At 72.5% G+C, this 14,190-nt stretch carries 17 protein-coding genes; 8 read left to right on the top strand and 9 right to left on the bottom strand.

From position 1 onward, the window contains the following. Positions 1 to 20: 20 nt before the first annotated feature. The 6 genes from CXR44_RS23850 to CXR44_RS23825 form a co-directional block, all read right to left on the bottom strand. A complete protein-coding gene (locus CXR44_RS23850; protein ID WP_101788315.1) occupies positions 21 to 1,187 on the bottom strand; it encodes a S8 family serine peptidase in 1,167 nt (388 codons plus the stop codon). Next, positions 1,181 to 2,080, bottom strand: a complete 900-nt coding sequence (locus CXR44_RS23845) for a hypothetical protein (protein WP_144070060.1) — start codon at positions 2,078 to 2,080, stop codon at positions 1,181 to 1,183. Before CXR44_RS23845 ends, CXR44_RS23850 begins: the two co-directional genes overlap by 7 nt. Before the next feature lie 56 nt (positions 2,081 to 2,136). Beyond that, positions 2,137 to 3,393, bottom strand: a complete 1,257-nt coding sequence (locus CXR44_RS23840) for a S8 family peptidase (protein ID WP_245899364.1) — start codon at positions 3,391 to 3,393, stop codon at positions 2,137 to 2,139. Further along, entirely contained in the window at positions 3,387 to 4,109 is a 723-nt protein-coding gene (locus tag CXR44_RS23835; RefSeq protein ID WP_245899363.1) for a hypothetical protein, read from the bottom strand. Before CXR44_RS23835 ends, CXR44_RS23840 begins: the two co-directional genes overlap by 7 nt. Before the next feature lie 66 nt (positions 4,110 to 4,175). Then, positions 4,176 to 5,357, bottom strand: a complete 1,182-nt coding sequence (moeZ, locus tag CXR44_RS23830; RefSeq protein ID WP_101788313.1) for an adenylyltransferase/sulfurtransferase MoeZ — start codon at positions 5,355 to 5,357, stop codon at positions 4,176 to 4,178. A 43-nt stretch (positions 5,358 to 5,400) separates the two neighbouring features. Further along, positions 5,401 to 6,300: an alpha/beta fold hydrolase gene (locus CXR44_RS23825; protein WP_101788312.1), complete on the bottom strand. Its 900-nt coding sequence runs from the start codon at positions 6,298 to 6,300 to the stop codon at positions 5,401 to 5,403. Between the two features lie 349 nt (positions 6,301 to 6,649). Between CXR44_RS23825 and CXR44_RS23820 the strand changes: the two genes are divergently transcribed. From CXR44_RS23820 to CXR44_RS23810, 3 genes are all read left to right on the top strand, one after another. Beyond that, positions 6,650 to 6,976, top strand: a complete 327-nt coding sequence (locus CXR44_RS23820; RefSeq protein ID WP_101788311.1) for a hypothetical protein — start codon at positions 6,650 to 6,652, stop codon at positions 6,974 to 6,976. A 321-nt stretch (positions 6,977 to 7,297) separates the two neighbouring features. Next, a complete protein-coding gene (locus tag CXR44_RS23815; RefSeq protein ID WP_101788310.1) occupies positions 7,298 to 7,630 on the top strand; it encodes a hypothetical protein in 333 nt (110 codons plus the stop codon). A gap of 212 nt (positions 7,631 to 7,842) precedes the next feature. Further along, positions 7,843 to 8,187, top strand: a complete 345-nt coding sequence (locus CXR44_RS23810) for a hypothetical protein (RefSeq protein ID WP_101788309.1) — start codon at positions 7,843 to 7,845, stop codon at positions 8,185 to 8,187. Between the two features lie 75 nt (positions 8,188 to 8,262). Here CXR44_RS23810 and CXR44_RS23805 read toward each other — a convergent pair whose 3' ends face one another. Further along, a complete protein-coding gene (locus CXR44_RS23805) occupies positions 8,263 to 9,117 on the bottom strand; it encodes a TetR/AcrR family transcriptional regulator (RefSeq protein WP_245899362.1) in 855 nt (284 codons plus the stop codon). 54 nt (positions 9,118 to 9,171) lie between these two features. On the opposite strand from CXR44_RS23805, the gene CXR44_RS23800 reads away from it, so the two are divergent. After that, the gene (locus CXR44_RS23800; RefSeq protein ID WP_101788308.1) at positions 9,172 to 9,972 is read left to right on the top strand and encodes a CPBP family intramembrane glutamic endopeptidase; all 801 of its coding nucleotides are present in this window, start codon (positions 9,172 to 9,174) and stop codon (positions 9,970 to 9,972) included. A gap of 14 nt (positions 9,973 to 9,986) precedes the next feature. Here the strand turns inward: CXR44_RS23800 and ku are convergent, their stop codons facing one another. Next, a complete protein-coding gene (gene ku / locus CXR44_RS23795; protein ID WP_101788307.1) occupies positions 9,987 to 10,877 on the bottom strand; it encodes a non-homologous end joining protein Ku in 891 nt (296 codons plus the stop codon). A 151-nt stretch (positions 10,878 to 11,028) separates the two neighbouring features. On the opposite strand from ku, the gene ligD reads away from it, so the two are divergent. The 4 genes from ligD to CXR44_RS23775 all read left to right on the top strand — a co-directional run bounded on the left by ligD (position 11,029) and on the right by CXR44_RS23775 (position 13,200). Then, positions 11,029 to 11,916, top strand: coding sequence for a non-homologous end-joining DNA ligase (gene ligD / locus CXR44_RS23790; RefSeq protein ID WP_245899361.1), 888 nt, complete (start codon positions 11,029 to 11,031; stop codon positions 11,914 to 11,916). A gap of 34 nt (positions 11,917 to 11,950) precedes the next feature. Beyond that, positions 11,951 to 12,163 carry a hypothetical protein gene (locus CXR44_RS23785; protein ID WP_245899360.1) on the top strand — a complete coding sequence of 71 codons (213 nt, stop codon included), beginning with the start codon at positions 11,951 to 11,953 and terminating at the stop codon, positions 12,161 to 12,163. Between the two features lie 63 nt (positions 12,164 to 12,226). Further along, complete coding sequence (locus tag CXR44_RS23780; protein ID WP_180903666.1) at positions 12,227 to 12,847, top strand: TetR/AcrR family transcriptional regulator; 621 nt, start codon at positions 12,227 to 12,229, stop codon at positions 12,845 to 12,847. A 122-nt stretch (positions 12,848 to 12,969) separates the two neighbouring features. Further along, positions 12,970 to 13,200: a DUF3107 domain-containing protein gene (locus CXR44_RS23775; protein ID WP_101788304.1), complete on the top strand. Its 231-nt coding sequence runs from the start codon at positions 12,970 to 12,972 to the stop codon at positions 13,198 to 13,200. Between the two features lie 109 nt (positions 13,201 to 13,309). On the opposite strand, the gene CXR44_RS23770 is transcribed toward CXR44_RS23775, so the two are convergent. After that, positions 13,310 to 13,954, bottom strand: coding sequence for a ferritin-like fold-containing protein (locus CXR44_RS23770; RefSeq protein ID WP_101788303.1), 645 nt, complete (start codon positions 13,952 to 13,954; stop codon positions 13,310 to 13,312). Between the last annotated feature and the right edge of the window lie 236 nt (positions 13,955 to 14,190).

The following is a 14,190-nucleotide window of genomic DNA, read 5'->3' as shown; positions in this document are numbered from 1 at the left end:
GCCGGACGATAGCGGATCTTTCACCCTCTGCGCTGATTGAGCACGACGACGGCGCCGCTGAAAGTCACCAACGCCGCCAGCACGCCGCCGCCGTACAGCAGCAGCCGCCACGGCTCGGCGCCCGGCTGCGACGGCACCGGCGAGTCCTCGCCGGCTCCGAAGTGCGTGTCGTCGGGCACCCCGCCGACCGGCTTGACGGCGGCGAACCGCTGGGCCGCGTCGAGCGCGGCGCCCGCGTCGACCACCCCGAACCCGGTCTTGTCGTCGTACCCCGCCCCCGGGCGGCCTCTGGCCCCGGCCGCCAGCGCCTGGGCGACCTGTTCGGGACGCAGGCTTGGGTGACGCGCCTTGACCAGGGCGGCCACCCCGGCGACGAGCGCGCCGGCCGGGCTGGTGCCGCGGGACAGCTCGTAGCCGCCCGCCCGTCTGACGACGGGCACGTCCACGCCGGGCGCGGCGACGAGCACGGACAGGTTGTCGCTGCTGAACGGCGCCTGCCTGCCCTGCTTGTCCACCGCGGCCACGCCGATGACGCCGGGGTAGCCGGCGGGGAAGCTCCAGTAGGAGGTGCCGTTCATCTTCGTGTAGCCGCTCTGCCCGTCGTTCCCGACGGCGGCGACCAGCACGACGCCCTTGCCCAGCGCGTACGAGACGGCCTCCCGCTCCGACCGGTGCGGGCCGTAGCTCCCGATCGACATGCTGACGACCTTGGCGCCGTGGTTGACGGCATAGCGCAGGGCCCGCGCCAGCGGGCTCTCCCGCCCGGCCGGGTGGTCGGGCTCGGGGTCGATGGTGCCCAGGTCGGGGTCCTCGGCCACGGCCAGCGGGATCGACAGCACCCGCGCCTCGGGGGCGACGCCGACCAGCCCCTCACCGGCGCCGGACCCGGCGATGAGCGCCGCCATGGCCGTGCCGTGGCGGCCCGGCCGGGCCTCGCGCTGCACCCCGGGCGCGCTCATGTCGGGTGCGGTGGTCACCCGGCCGCGCAGTTCCTTGACGCGCGTGTCGACCAGGCTGTCGATCACGGCGACGGTGACGCCCCTTCCCTTGGTCACGGTCCACGCCTGCTCGACGTTGAGCGCGTCCAGCACCCACTGCTGCTGCTCCCGGATCGGCGCGGGCGCCGCGGCGGCGGGCGCCTGGAGGGCGAGCGCGGCGGCGGTCAGCGCGCGTACGAGGGTCAGCACACGTTCCCCTGGGTGCAGGGCGGCACCTTGGGCGGGTCCGCGAGGAAGTAGGCGATCTGGTTGCCGATCGACCGGGCCGTCGGCCACAGCTCGCTGTGCAGGGTCTCCTCCGGCGGGATCGCCGCCCTGGTACGGCCGTCGGCGTAGCCGCCCGTGGAGAAGACGATGTACGGCCCGGCGCCCACCCAGCCGGTGCGCTGGCGCTGCTCGGCGCCGAACCGCTCGGTGGCCGTGCCGCGGAAGGCGACGGGCAGCACGCCGACCCGGTCGTCCTGGGTGAGCGCCTCGCCCGCGGCCACCCGCGACTCCTCGTCCTCCAGCACCGCCACGCCGACCGTGAAGACGAACGTGGCCGTCTGGTCGACGTAGGTGGCGCGCAGCATGGTGACGCAGCCGTGCTCGTCGAGGGGGCCGGCCACGGAGGCGTCCACGGCGTCGCGGCACTCGGCCGCGGGGGCGATGCCGACGCGCCGGGCGTACTGCTGGGCGCGGCCGAGCCCGAGGTACTTCACCTCTTCGGGGAACACGCCGGACGCCGGCCACGCCTGCCAGCGCCGCGCGATCTCCTCCTGCTGGTAGCGGTGCTGCTCGCCGGGGGTGAGCGGGCGGGATCGGGTCTCGGCGGACAGCCCGACGGTGCCGAGCAGCACGACGACGGCCGACATGGCCAGCACGCCGCCGACGAGCGCCACGAACCAGCGGCGGTAGCGCACGCCCTGCCGGAGCTCCGCCTCCTCGGCCAGCCGCCGGGCCTCGGTGACGCGGCGGGGCGAGGCCGCCGGCCAGACGGGCACGCGCGTGCGGCGCCCGGCTGGGGTGCCGAGCGGGTTCGTCCGTCCCGGCGTGGTCCCCCCGGCGCGTGGCAGCCCTGAGGTCGTCCTACGTGCCTTCACCACCGCCTCGTTCCCGGCTCGTCCTCGTGTCTATGTCGTCCCCCTCGATGCGCGGATCATGCCTCATGGGAGCTGGGTGCCCGCCGTATCCGTCTGACCAGGACGTACATCGACACCAGCGAGGTCAGCGCGCCGGCGGTGGCCGCCGCGGCGATCGTGCCGTAGACCTGGACCGCGGTGCGGTCACGGACGACGACGGTGATCGGCCCGCGGGAGCCCGCCCCGATCGGCGCGGCCGGGTCCTGGGCCGGGTCGCCGGTGGCGGTCTCGCTGTGCCGGGCCAGGCGGCGGGCCTCGGCGAGGGCGCGGGCGGCGTTCACCACGCCGAAGCCGGTGCCGGTGTCGTAGCCGCCCGGTGGCCGGTCGGTCGCGCCGGCGGTGAGGGCCTGCGCCACCAACGGTGGCGACATATCCGGATATTTCGCTTTTATCAGTGCGGCGACGCCGGACACCAGCGCGGTCGCCTGCGAGGTGCCCTGGCCCACCCAGTAGGCGTCGCCGGGTCCCGCCCCCATGATGTCGACGCCGGGGGCGGCCAGCAGGACCGAGGCGTTGCCGTTGGAGAACGTCGCCCGCCGCAGCCTCCGGTCCGTCGCCCCCACCGAGACCACGCCCGGGAAGGCCGCCGGATAGGAGTACGGGTCGAACCCGGCGCGCGCCGCCCTGCCCGCCCGCTCCTCGCCGGCCCCCTCGTTGCCCGCCGCGGCGACCAGCACGACGCCCCGCGAGATGGCGTAGCGCACCGCGGCGCGCTCCTCCTTGGTGGCCAGTTCCTTGGAGATCGACATGTTGATCACATCGGCGCCCCGGTCGACCGCGTAGCGGATGCCCCTGGCCACCACGTTCTCGAAGCGGCGGGCCGTGTTGAACCGGACGAACCCCGGCTCCTCGTCCTCCAGGATCACCCGTACCGACAGCACCTCGGCCTCGGGCGCCACGCCGATGACGCCCCGCCTGCCGCCGGGCCCGTGCCCGTGCCCCGCGATCAGCGAGGCCATGTACGTGCCGTGCAGGCGGTGCGGGGGCACACCGGGCGGGTTGGCCCCAGCGGTGAAGTCGCGCCCCACCGTGACCGAACCGGCCAGGTCGCGGTGCTCCGGATCGACGCCCGAGTCGAGCACCGCCACGGTCACTCCGGCCCCCTTGCTGGTGCGCCACGCCCTGGGCAGCTCCAGCGTGTCGAGGACCGGCTGCTGCACGCCGCGCACGTCGTCGGCCAGGGCGGGCGGCGCCCCGGCGGTCAGCACCACCCCCGAACCGCTCACGGCGGTCACGGTCACGGCGGCCACGGCCAGGCTCGTCCGGCTCAGCACCGCCACTCCTTCGAGGCGCAGTCGGGCACCCGCGGCGTGGTCAGCGACACCAGGATGCGCTCGGAGATCTCGGCCGCGAAGGCGAAGATGGCCGGTCGCTGGTCGGCGACGGCCCGCGCGGGCCGCCCGTCCACCTGCCCGGCCGTGGTCAGCACGACGTACGGCCCGGCCTGGCGCACGGAGGCCGCCTGCCGCACGGGCGGGGTGAAGCGATGGGAGACGGTGCCGGGGAAGGCCAGCGGGCGCAGGCCGGGCACCGGGGCGCCACCGGCGGGGAAGGCCGCCTTGGCCCGCGCGGCGGCCAGCTCGTCGGGCAGCGCCACGACGCCGACCGTGACGAGCACGCCCCGCAGCTCGTCGATGTAGGTGGCGCGCAGCACGGCACGGCAGCCGGCCGCGCGCAGCGCGCCGGACGCCCCGGCGTCGACCGAGGCGGCGCAGTCGGTGCGCGGCGAGATGCCGATCCGGGTGGCGTGCTCCCTGCCGCCCTGCTCCGCGGAGTAGGGCAGCCTGGCGGGGAAGATGCTCCCGGCGGGCCACGCCCGCCAGCGCTCGGCCACCTCACGCTTGGCGGCGGTGTGCAGCTCGGCCCGGGTGGGGCCCCTGGTCAGCTCGGCGCCCGCCGCGCCCGCCGCGGCCCAGGCGGCCACCGCGCAGACGAGCGTCAGCGCGGTGGTCACCACCAGGGCGGGCCAGCAGGGGCGGGCGAGGTCCACGGCATCGACCTTAATGCGGCCGCCCCGTGTCATCCGTGGAAACCGGAACGACCGACGAAACCGGACTCAGTAGGACGGCAGGCTCGGGTCGACGCTCTTGACCCAGCTCAGCACGCCTCCGCCGACGTGGACGGCGTCGGCGAAGCCGGCGTTCTTGACGATGGCCAGCGCCTCGGCCGAACGCGCGCCCGACTTGCAGTGCAGCACGATGCGCTTGTCCTGCGGCAGCTTCTCCAGGGCCGAGCCGTTGAGGAACTCGCCCTTGGGGATCAGCGTGGCGCCCGGGATCGACACGATCTCGTACTCGTTCGGCTCGCGGACGTCGACGAGGAAGATGTCCTCGCCGTTGTCCTGCATGGCCTTGAGCTCCAGCGCGGTGATCGTGGAGCCCGACGCGGCCTGGGCGGCCTCGTCGGAGATGGCGCCGCAGAAGGCCTCGTAGTCCTCGAGCAGCTCGGTGACCGTCGGGTTCTTACCGCACAGGACGCACTCGGGGTCCTTGCGGACCTTGACGTCGCGGTACTTCATCTCCAGGGCGTCGTAGATCATCAACCGCCCGACCAGCGGGTCGCCGATGCCGGTCAGGAGCTTGATGGCCTCGTTGACCTGGATGGAGCCGACGGAGGCGCACAGCACGCCCAGCACGCCGCCCTCGGCGCAGGAGGGGACCATGCCGGGAGGCGGCGGCTCGGGGTAGAGGCAGCGGTAGCAGGGCCCGTGCTCGGCCCAGAACACGCTCGCCTGGCCGTCGAAGCGGTAGATCGAGCCCCACACGTACGGCTTGCCCAGCAGCACGGCCGCGTCGTTGACCATGTAGCGGGTGGCGAAGTTGTCGGTGCCGTCGACGATGAGGTCGTAGCCGGAGAAGATCTCCATCACGTTCTCGGTGGTCAGCACCGTGTTGTGGACGACGACGTCGATCAGCGGGTTGATCTCGCGGACGGACGCCGCGGCGCTCTCGGCCTTGGGCCGGCCGACGTCGGACTGGCCGTGGATGACCTGGCGCTGCAGGTTGGACTCGTCGACGACGTCGAAGTCGATGATGCCGAGCGTCCCGACGCCGGCCGCCGCGAGGTACAGCAGCGCGGGCGAGCCCAGGCCGCCGGCGCCCACGCAGAGCACCTTGGCGTTCTTCAGCCGCTTCTGCCCGGCCATCCCGACATCGGGGATGATCAGGTGGCGCGAGTAGCGGCGCACTTCGTCAACGGTCAGCTCGGCGGCCGGCTCGACCAGCGGTGGCAAGGACACTGTCTACGCTCCCGTTTCAGGGGGACCCATCTCCTGATGAAACCTAGCTGCCGAGTGGGGCATTCCCCAATCGCGTCTCACCTATGAGACGGCGGGCCTCCGCGGCCACGACTCCGGGCATCTCCATCATCGCCACATGCCCCGCCCGCGGCAGCAGCACCAGTCGCACCTGGGGGAACGCGCGTCCGGCCTTGGCGGCCATGGCGGGGCGGACGAGCCGGTCGTGCCGGCCGTGGATGATCAGCGTCGGCGCCCGGACCCGGGCGGCCTGGCGCCACAGGTTGTCCTCGCCGCGCCGGAAGTACTCCGCGACGATGCCCCGGGCGGAGCCGATCATGGCGGCGCCCGCGTGGGGGAGGTCGTCGCGGCGGCGCAGCTCCTCGACGGCGTCGTGCAGCCGTGCGGGGTGGACCAGGCCCATGTCGGCCCAGACCATCGCGAACGAGGCCGTGATGCGCTGCTCGGCGGGGACGAGCCGGAGCCGGTCGGCCACCCACTCCCCCAGGCGGGGCATGGCCGCGGCGGCCACGCGGGCGGGCCCGTACCGCGGCAGCAGGTCGGGCAGCGCGGGCGAGACGAGGGTGAGCGAGCGCACGAGGTCGGGCCGCTGCGCTGCCACCCGGACGGACACGGCGCCGCCGAGCGAGTTGCCGAACAGGTGGGCCGGGCCGGTCTCCTCCATGAGGCCGATGACGGCACGGGCGTGTGCGGCGACGCTGTAGTCGCCGTCGGCCGGCGCCGGGGAGAAGCCCGCCCCCGGCAGGTCGATGGCGTGGCCGGTGACGTCGTCCTTGAGCTCGTCCATGAGGTCGGTCCAGTTGGTGGCGGCCCCGGCCAGCCCGTGCACGAAGACCGCCTGCTCCGGCGCTCCCCCGGGAGTGGACCTGACGTGCACCGAACCCACCATGCGTCCTGGCCAGTGCGGGATCGGCTCAGCGGTCATGCGCTCCTCCTCACTCACTCCACGATAACCACCCGGCCAGACCCTACCATTAACGGACATATGCGACTTAACCGCCTTTATTGGGACTCGGCGCGACTTATTCGGGCCACCCGGAGGCTCAAGAGGGGAGGACAAAACGGACATATCCCGTCAATTCATTTCATAAATGCTTAATGAGAGCAATGAGAGCGTTACTCTATAGCAAAACGCCACGATTCTCGTTTGCCGCGCCGCGCCGCCGGAAATGAAAAGCCACGGATGACGCATTTGATCGCCATCCACGACATTTTCCATTCGTAGCGGAGAATGCCGAAGAACCAGGGCAGTCGATCCTTTAGGGGGGAACTCAATGCCCACGTTCAAGAGCGCAATCGCAGGTCTCTCTCTGGCCACCGCCATGACCGGCGGGGTCGTCGCCCTCGGCGCGGCCACCACCGCGACCGCCGCGGGCGCCACCACCGTCACCACCACCGCGAGCGACTTCAGCATGGGCTGCTGGCGCGGCTGGCGGTGCTGGGGCGGCTGGCGTCACCACGGCGGCCGTCACGGCCGCCAGAAGGTCAGGGTGTTCATCAACATCCACAACAACAACCACAACGACAACGACAACGACGCCGACGCCGACGCCGTTGCGCTGAACGGTCTGCGCGGCCTGGGCAACGACCTCGGTCGCTGAAGTGGAGGGCGCTCCCCTGGAGCGCCGGGTCGGCCGGGCGGCCAGCCGTAGGCACACCGACCGGCCGAGGTGAGCCACCGGCTCACGCACCGGGTGCCGGAGTTCGCCGGGGTCGTCGTTTCCGAGACGAACGACGACCCCCCGCACCAACTCGGGCGCCCGGCTCGAAAGAAAGCACGACCGGCTCTGGACCGGAGTTTCTTCCAGAAAATTCGGCGCCTCCGGCGGCCTGTGGCCGGAGCGCTTTCCATAGCGCCATTCCGCGACGGGGACCAAGCTCGCGGATGGCACATCCGAACACCATTCTTTGGGGGATTTCCCATGGGTCTGTTCAAGCACGCCATCGCCGGCCTCGCCGCCGCCACCGCCATGACCGGTGGGGTCGTCGCGCTCGGCGCGGCCACCACGGCGGCCTCCGCCACCACGACCACCACCGCCTCGGCCGACCACACCTTCGGCGGCTGCGGCGGCGGCTGGGGCTGGCGCCGCTGCGGCGGCTGGGGCGGCTGGCGTCACCACGGCGGCCGCCACGGCCGTCAGCGGGTGAAGGTGCACGTCAACATCCACAACAACAACGAGAACGACAACGACAACGAGGCGGACGCCGACGCCATCGCGGTGAACCTGCCGAACGGCCTCACCGGCGCCAACTGACCTGAGGCGCCCCGCCGGGGCGCCTCACCGGCCGGCCGCCCGAGCGGGCGGAAGCGAGCCTCCGAGCTCACGGTCTCATGCCTGTGTCCGCGAGGTGGCGCCGCCTGCCGAGGCGAGCGGCGCCACTGCGGGCACAGGCATTCGCATGTCCCAGAACCCGGTCACGGACCGGACAGCGCATTCACTCACCACGTCCTTCGAGGAGCACTTCCATGTCCAGGTACAAGCACGCGATCGCGGGTCTCGTGGCCGCCACCGCCATGACCGGCGGCTCGATCGCCCTCGGCGCGGCCACCACGACCGCCTCCGCCACCACGACCACCACCGCCTCGGCCGACCACACCTTCGGCGGCTGCGGCGGCGGCTGGGGCTGGCACCGGTACTGCGGCGGCTGGGGCGGCGGGCGTCACCACGGCCGCAGCGGCCGTCAGCGGGTGAAGGTGCACGTCAACATCCACAACAACAACGAGAACGACAACGACAACGAGGCCGAGGCCGACGCCATCGCCGTGTCGCGCCCGCGGCCCACCGTCACCGTCGCGCCCATCCCCCAGTAATCGCAGGAAGTCCGCGTCGAGCGGCCGCCCGGTCGAGGACCGGGCGGCCGCGCCCGGTACGGACGTGCTCGACTCTCAGCCCGCCGCCCACCGCCCGCTCCGGAGCATCGCCGCGACGGAGCGCTCGTGCTCGTCGGTCCATTCGACGTCGGGGTCGGCCTCCACCAGGCCGAGCACCACCGACGCGATCGCCAGCGCGGGCTCCGACCATTCGGCGGGCTCGGGTGCTCCGAACGGATTGGCCCGGAATCGCCGGTCGGTGATCTCCTGGTTGGCGGGTGCCATCAGGACGAGTCCGCGCAGGGTGGCGACGGCCGCCCGCGCCACCGTCTCGTAGGTGACGCCGGCACGCGGCCGCAGGCCGATCACGCCCGCCATCCGGGCGTAGGCGGTCGCCACGCCCGCGACCAGTGAGCCTTCGGACTCGGCGAACGACCGCTGGACCTCGGCGCGCAGGGCGCCGTCGGGCAGGCCGCGGAAGGTGGCCTGCAGTGCGAGGTAGGTGCGCCAGGCCGACGACCGATGGAAGACCTCGAACTCGCCCAGCGCGCTCTCGCGCAGCACCTCTCCGGCCAGTGCGCGGCGCAGCCCGGGCGTGCGGGCCCAGCCGAGCGAGGCGAGCAGCGTGCGGGCCACGGCTCCCACCGCGCCGGGATTCGGGTCGGTGATGGCCGGGACGGCGCCTCGGGCGAGCTCGCGCAGCAGGTCACCGAAGAACAGGTCCTTGTACGGCCAGCGGCGGTAGGCGGCGCTGCGGGCGACGCCGGCGTCACGAATGATCTCCTCGAAGCTGATGTGCTCCAGGCTCACCGTCAGCCCGGCCGCCTCGACCCTGGTGGCCGCCGCGGCGAGCATCCGCCGCGCGGTCTCGTCGTCGGACAGCCGCCTGCGGCGCCGGGCCAGACCGCTCCCCGGTGTCTCTCCCGTCATGCGGCCAGCATATGGTACTTGGGATATCGTGTCTCAACGCGAGGCGGTGAACCCGTGAAGATCCCGGCGACCGGCACTCCGGCGCGCGACCGCACCGGGCACCCGGCACGCTTCCTGGTGCTCGTCACCGCGTTGTCGGTGCCGTTCTACGTCCTGGGCGCCGTGTCTCCCGCCGTTCGCGTCGGCGCGGTCGAGCTGCCGGCGAGCGCGATCATGTTCGTGCTGCCCGGGCTGGCCGCCGCGATCCTGGCCCACCGTGCGGGCGGCCGGGCCGCCGTCACGGCCCTGTTGTCCCGCGTCGTCGACCGGCCCGCGGGACGGGCCCGCTGGTATGTCGCGGCGGCGCTGCTGCCCGTCGTCATCGGGGCTCTCACGTGGACCCTGGACCGGCTCGCCGGTGGGGTGGGATCGGCCCCTGCGACGCCGCTCGCGGTCCTGCCGCTGCTGTTCGCCGCTGCGCTGGTGGCGGCCGCGTGCGAGGAACTGGGCTGGACCGCTTACGCCTGCGATCCGATGCTGCGCCGGTTCGGCACCGTGGGGACCGGGCTGCTTCTCGGGACCTTCTGGGGCGGGTGGCACCTGGTCCCCCTCCTGCAGGTCGGTCATGGCGCGGCCTGGATCGGCGGCTGGTTCCTGGGAACGGTCGCGGCCCGCATGATCATGGTCGGCCTGCGCAACGCCACCGGCGGGGTGTCGGCGGCGATCCTGACGCACGCCATGCTCAACGTCACCGTCGCCTACGTGCCCGACTACGACCAGCCCGCCGTCCCGTTCGTGTCCGGCCTGCTCACCGTGGTGGCCGCCGTGGGCGTCCTGCGGCTCCGCGCGTGCCGGACCACCCGCCGGACCGGCTGATGGCACCCGCGCGCTCAGGCGGACTTGCGGGCCTTGCGCTTGGGCGCGGCCTTCTCCTCCTTCTCCGCGGCCTCCTTGGCGGTCTTGGACGTCCGGGCCGGCTTCCTGCCCTTGGCGGGACCGCCCTCGCGCTCCCGCTTGGCCGCCTCGACGCTGGCGCGCAGCGCGGCCATGAGGTCCACCGCCGGGCCGCCCTCCTCCTCGGTCTCCGGCGGCGCGACGACCTCCTTGCCCGCCACCTTGGCCTCGATCACCTGCTGCAGGGCCTCGCGGTAGGCGTCGTGGTACGCCGCCGGGTCGAAGTCCGCCTCCATGGTGGTGATCAGCGACTCGGCCATCTTCAGCTCCTGCGGCCGTACCTCGATGTCCTCCTCCAGGAACTCGAAGTCGGGCGTGCGGATCTCGTCCGGCCAGAGCATGGTCTCCAGGACGAACACCCCGTCGCGCACCCGCAGCGTCGCCAGCGACTCCCGCTGACGCAGCGCCACCTTGACCACCGCCACCTGGCCCGAGCTCTCCAGCGCGTCGCGCAGGAGCACGTACGGCTTGGCGCCCTGCCCGTCGGGTTCGAGGTAGTAGGACTTGGCGAAGTAGATGGGGTCGATCTGGTCGGCCGGGGCGAACTGGAGGACGTCGATCCGGCGCGAGGTGGACAGCGGCAGGTCCTCGAAATCCTCGTCGGTGAGCACGACGATCTCGCCGGTGGCCAGCTCGTAGCCCTTGGCGATGTCGGAGTAGGGCACCTCTTCGCCGTCGACGGTGCACACGCGCTTGTAGCGGATGCGGCCGCCGTCCTCACGGTGGACCTGGTGGAAGGTGACGTCCTTCTGCTCGGTCGCGGAGAACAGCTTGACCGGGATCGTGACCAGCCCGAAGGAGATCGCACCTTTCCAGATGCTGCGCATGTGCACTCCTCATCAGCGGTGGCGGGCGGCTCGCCTGGGCACATACCCGGAATGGGGCAAGGGAAGCCACACCCGATGCCATACCCGATCGAACCGATGCCGGCCGTGCGGAGCGGTCAGCGCCGCGACAGGATCCCCGCGGAGGCACCCGTTGAAGCAGGCGAGCGAGAAGGTCCCGGTCCGGGTCGAGGGCCGCGACCTCGTCCTGACCAACCTGGGCAAGGTGCTGTACCCGGAGGCGGGGTTCGCCAAGGCCGAGGTGATCGACTACTACAGCCGGGTCGCGCCCGTGCTGCTGCCGCACCTGCGGGGCAGGCCGCTGACCGTCAAGCGCTACCCCGACGGCGTCGACGGCATGTTCTTCTTCGAGAAGAACGCCCCCCGGCACACCCCCGACTGGGTCAGGACGGTCCGGCTCCCCGCCCCGGGCAGCACCAAGGACCGCGAGACCATCGACTTCGCCGTCGTCGACGACCTGCCGACGCTGGTCTACTACGCCAACCTGGCCGCGCTGGAGCTGCACGTGCCGCAGTGGCGGGTCTCCGCCGACGGCGAGGCGCTGCCGCCCGACACGCTGGTCTTCGACCTCGACCCGGGGCCGCCCGCCACCGTCGTCGAGTGCTGCCGGGTGGCGCTCACGCTGCGCGAGGTGCTCGACGCCGAGGGGCTCCCCGCGCTGCCCAAGACCAGCGGCAACAAGGGCATGCAGCTGTACGCCGGCTGGGACTGCCGCGAGGAGCCCTCCGCGTACGCCAGGCGGCTGGCCCGGCTCCTGGAGCGCCGGCACCCCGACCAGGTCGTCAGCGTGATGGCCAAGAAGGCACGGCCGGGCAAGGTGTTCATCGACTGGAGCCAGAACAACCCGGCCAAGACCACCGTCGCCCCCTACTCCCTGCGGGCCGGCTGGCACCCCACGGCCTCGACCCCGCTGCTGTGGGAGGAGGTCGAGGACTGCGAGCGGCCCGAGGATCTCGTCTTCACCGCCCCGGACGTACTCTCCCGGATCGAGGAACACGGCGATCTTTTCCGCCGGGCGTAGTCTGGTCCCGTCCGCGTCTACAAGGAGACCGCATATGTCGGAGATGGACCCGCGTGGCGACGACCTCACGTACGAGGAGGGCGAACTGCCGATCGAGGCCCCCGAGGGAGACGCCGCCGAGCAGCAGCGGCGGACCAGCGACGACGACCAGCGTCGCCCGCGGACGTCCGTCCCCCTGGAGGCGGACCCCGCCGACGCCGCCGAGCAGGACCGCGTGGTCGACCTGGATGACGACGACTACCGGTGAGGGTCGTTGACCTGCCCGTAAGATGTGCGCACCAAGCGCACTGAGAGACCCATGGGAGACCGCGTGACCGCAACCCCGGACGCCAAGCCCCGGGGCACCCGGCTGCCCCGACTCGCCCGCCGCAGGCAGCTGCTGAGCGCGGCCCAGGAAGTGTTCGTCGAGAACGGCTACCACGCGGCGGCCATGGACGAGATCGCCGACCGCGCGGGCGTCAGCAAGCCGGTGCTCTACCAGCACTTCCCCGGCAAGCTGGAGCTCTATCTCGCGCTGCTCGACCTGCACGTCGACGACATGGTCAACCGCTGCCGCGAGGCCCTCGCGTCCACCACCGAGAACAAACTGCGGGTGCAGGCGACGTTCAGCGCGTTCTTCGACTTCGTCTCGACCCAGGGCGAGGCCTTCCGTCTCGTCTTCGAGTCCGACCTGCGCAACGTCGCGCCGGTGCGGCAGCGGGTGGAGCGGTCCCTGCAGGAGTGCGCCGAGATGGTGAGCGCGGTGATCCAGGAGGACACCGGGTGCACCAGCGACGAGGCCCACCTGCTCGGGGTCGGGCTGGTCGGCATGGCCGAGGTGAGCGCCCGCTACTGGGTGACCACCCACGGCTCGATCCCGAAGGACGCGGCCGAGCAGCTCATGGCCCGCCTCGCCTGGCGCGGCATCAGCGGTTTTCCGCGTACGGCGTAACCCGTTCGCTGGTCGCGATCAGTTGCCCTTTCGCGCCCGCCGAGGGGCGACGATGGGACATGGCCGGCCCCCATCGAGCGACGGCTCGCAGCGGCGCGATCACAGGCACGAAAGGGAGCACGATGGAAGTCAAGATCGGTGTGCGGTCCGTTCACCGCGAGCTCGTCGTCGAGACCGAGATGTCGGCCGAGCAGGTGGAAGAGGAGATCCGCAACGCCCTGGCCGCCGAGCGGGGCGTGTTCTCCATCACCGACGTCAAGGGCAGGCGCGTGCTCGTGCCGGTCGCCTCGCTCGGCTTCGTGGAGATCGGCGAGGACGAGCCGAGGCCGGTCGGCTTCGGCGGCACCCTCTGACGTCCGAGGCGTGAGGGGGCGCGGCCACCGCCGCCCCCTCCCCCGGCCGCCGTTCGCCCTCCCCGTCCTGCCGGGCGCCGGTCGCTCTCCCCGTCTTTCCGGGCGCCGGTCAGAGACCGAGGGCGGCCATCCGCTTGCCGTGCTCCTCCGTCAGCCGGGCGAACATCCGCGAGACCTCCGCCTGGTCGTCCGCTCCGGCCTCCACGAGCATGCGGGCCAGCTCCGGCCGGGCCGCGGCGACCCGCTGGCCCTGGCTGAGCGCCTCGCCGACGAGTCGCCGCGCCCACAGCGCCAGCCGTCCCGATGCCGCCGGGTCCGCCTTCAGCGCGGCCCGCACCCGTTCCACCGCGAACTGCGAGCGGCCCTCGTCGGCCGACACGACGTCGACGAGCTTGGCGATCGGCGGATCGAGCCGCCTGGCCGCCTCCCGGTAGAAGTCGAACGCGATGCCCTCCCCCACGTACGCCTTGACGAGGGCCTCCAGCCAGTCGGACGGGGCGGTCTGGGCGTGCCAGGCGTCCAGCGGCTCCACGAACGGCGCCATGGCCCGCTCCGGGTCCGCGCCCAGCTCGGCGAGCTGGTCGCGCAGCAGGCGGAAGTGCCCGTACTCGGCCACCGCCAGCTCGCTGAGCGCGGCCCGGTCGGCCAGCGACGGGGCCAGCGCCGCGGCGTCGTCCGTCAGCCGCGCGAAGGCGCTGAGCTCGGCGTAGGCCAGCACGCCGAGCAGGTCGACCACACCAGGAGAGTCCTTCATGGAAGGCAGCGTACTTCGCGAGAATCTACGGGAACATCCAGAAGCTCGGCCAGCGTTGTGGTATCGAGTACACTGCTCTGTGAAAGTGCGACCGCCCTGTGTTATTCCGGGGGATTTCCCCGATAACCCCCCGCTTCCCCGGGTCTGCGGTCGCTGATGACACGAGAGGGCTGGCTCTACCGCGAGGACCCTGACAGGGGATGGTTTTCCGCCCGTCCGGTCCCGGCAGGCCCGCC

Origin of the sequence: Nonomuraea indica (assembly GCF_002850745.1) — a bacterium.
Taxonomy (GTDB): Bacteria; Actinomycetota; Actinomycetes; order Streptosporangiales; family Streptosporangiaceae; genus Nonomuraea; species Nonomuraea indica.
The sequence above is the reverse complement of the archived record's forward strand: the minus strand, read 5'-3'. Positions and strand labels throughout refer to the sequence as shown.

What these genes read in the sequence shown, in the direction of transcription:
- CXR44_RS23815 (WP_101788310.1), top strand. Translation starts at nt 7,298, where the DNA reads ATGGGTCTGTTCAAGCACGCCATCGCCGGCCTCGCCGCCGCCACCGCC.
- CXR44_RS23770 (WP_101788303.1), bottom strand. Translation starts at nt 13,954, where the DNA reads ATGAAGGACTCTCCTGGTGTGGTCGACCTGCTCGGCGTGCTGGCCTAC.
- CXR44_RS23785 (WP_245899360.1), top strand. Translation starts at nt 11,951, where the DNA reads ATGTCGGAGATGGACCCGCGTGGCGACGACCTCACGTACGAGGAGGGC.
- CXR44_RS23820 (WP_101788311.1), top strand. Translation starts at nt 6,650, where the DNA reads ATGCCCACGTTCAAGAGCGCAATCGCAGGTCTCTCTCTGGCCACCGCC.
- CXR44_RS23775 (WP_101788304.1), top strand. Translation starts at nt 12,970, where the DNA reads ATGGAAGTCAAGATCGGTGTGCGGTCCGTTCACCGCGAGCTCGTCGTC.
- ku (WP_101788307.1), bottom strand. Translation starts at nt 10,877, where the DNA reads ATGCGCAGCATCTGGAAAGGTGCGATCTCCTTCGGGCTGGTCACGATC.
- CXR44_RS23805 (WP_245899362.1), bottom strand. Translation starts at nt 9,117, where the DNA reads ATGACGGGAGAGACACCGGGGAGCGGTCTGGCCCGGCGCCGCAGGCGG.
- CXR44_RS23825 (WP_101788312.1), bottom strand. Translation starts at nt 6,300, where the DNA reads ATGACCGCTGAGCCGATCCCGCACTGGCCAGGACGCATGGTGGGTTCG.
- CXR44_RS23810 (WP_101788309.1), top strand. Translation starts at nt 7,843, where the DNA reads ATGTCCAGGTACAAGCACGCGATCGCGGGTCTCGTGGCCGCCACCGCC.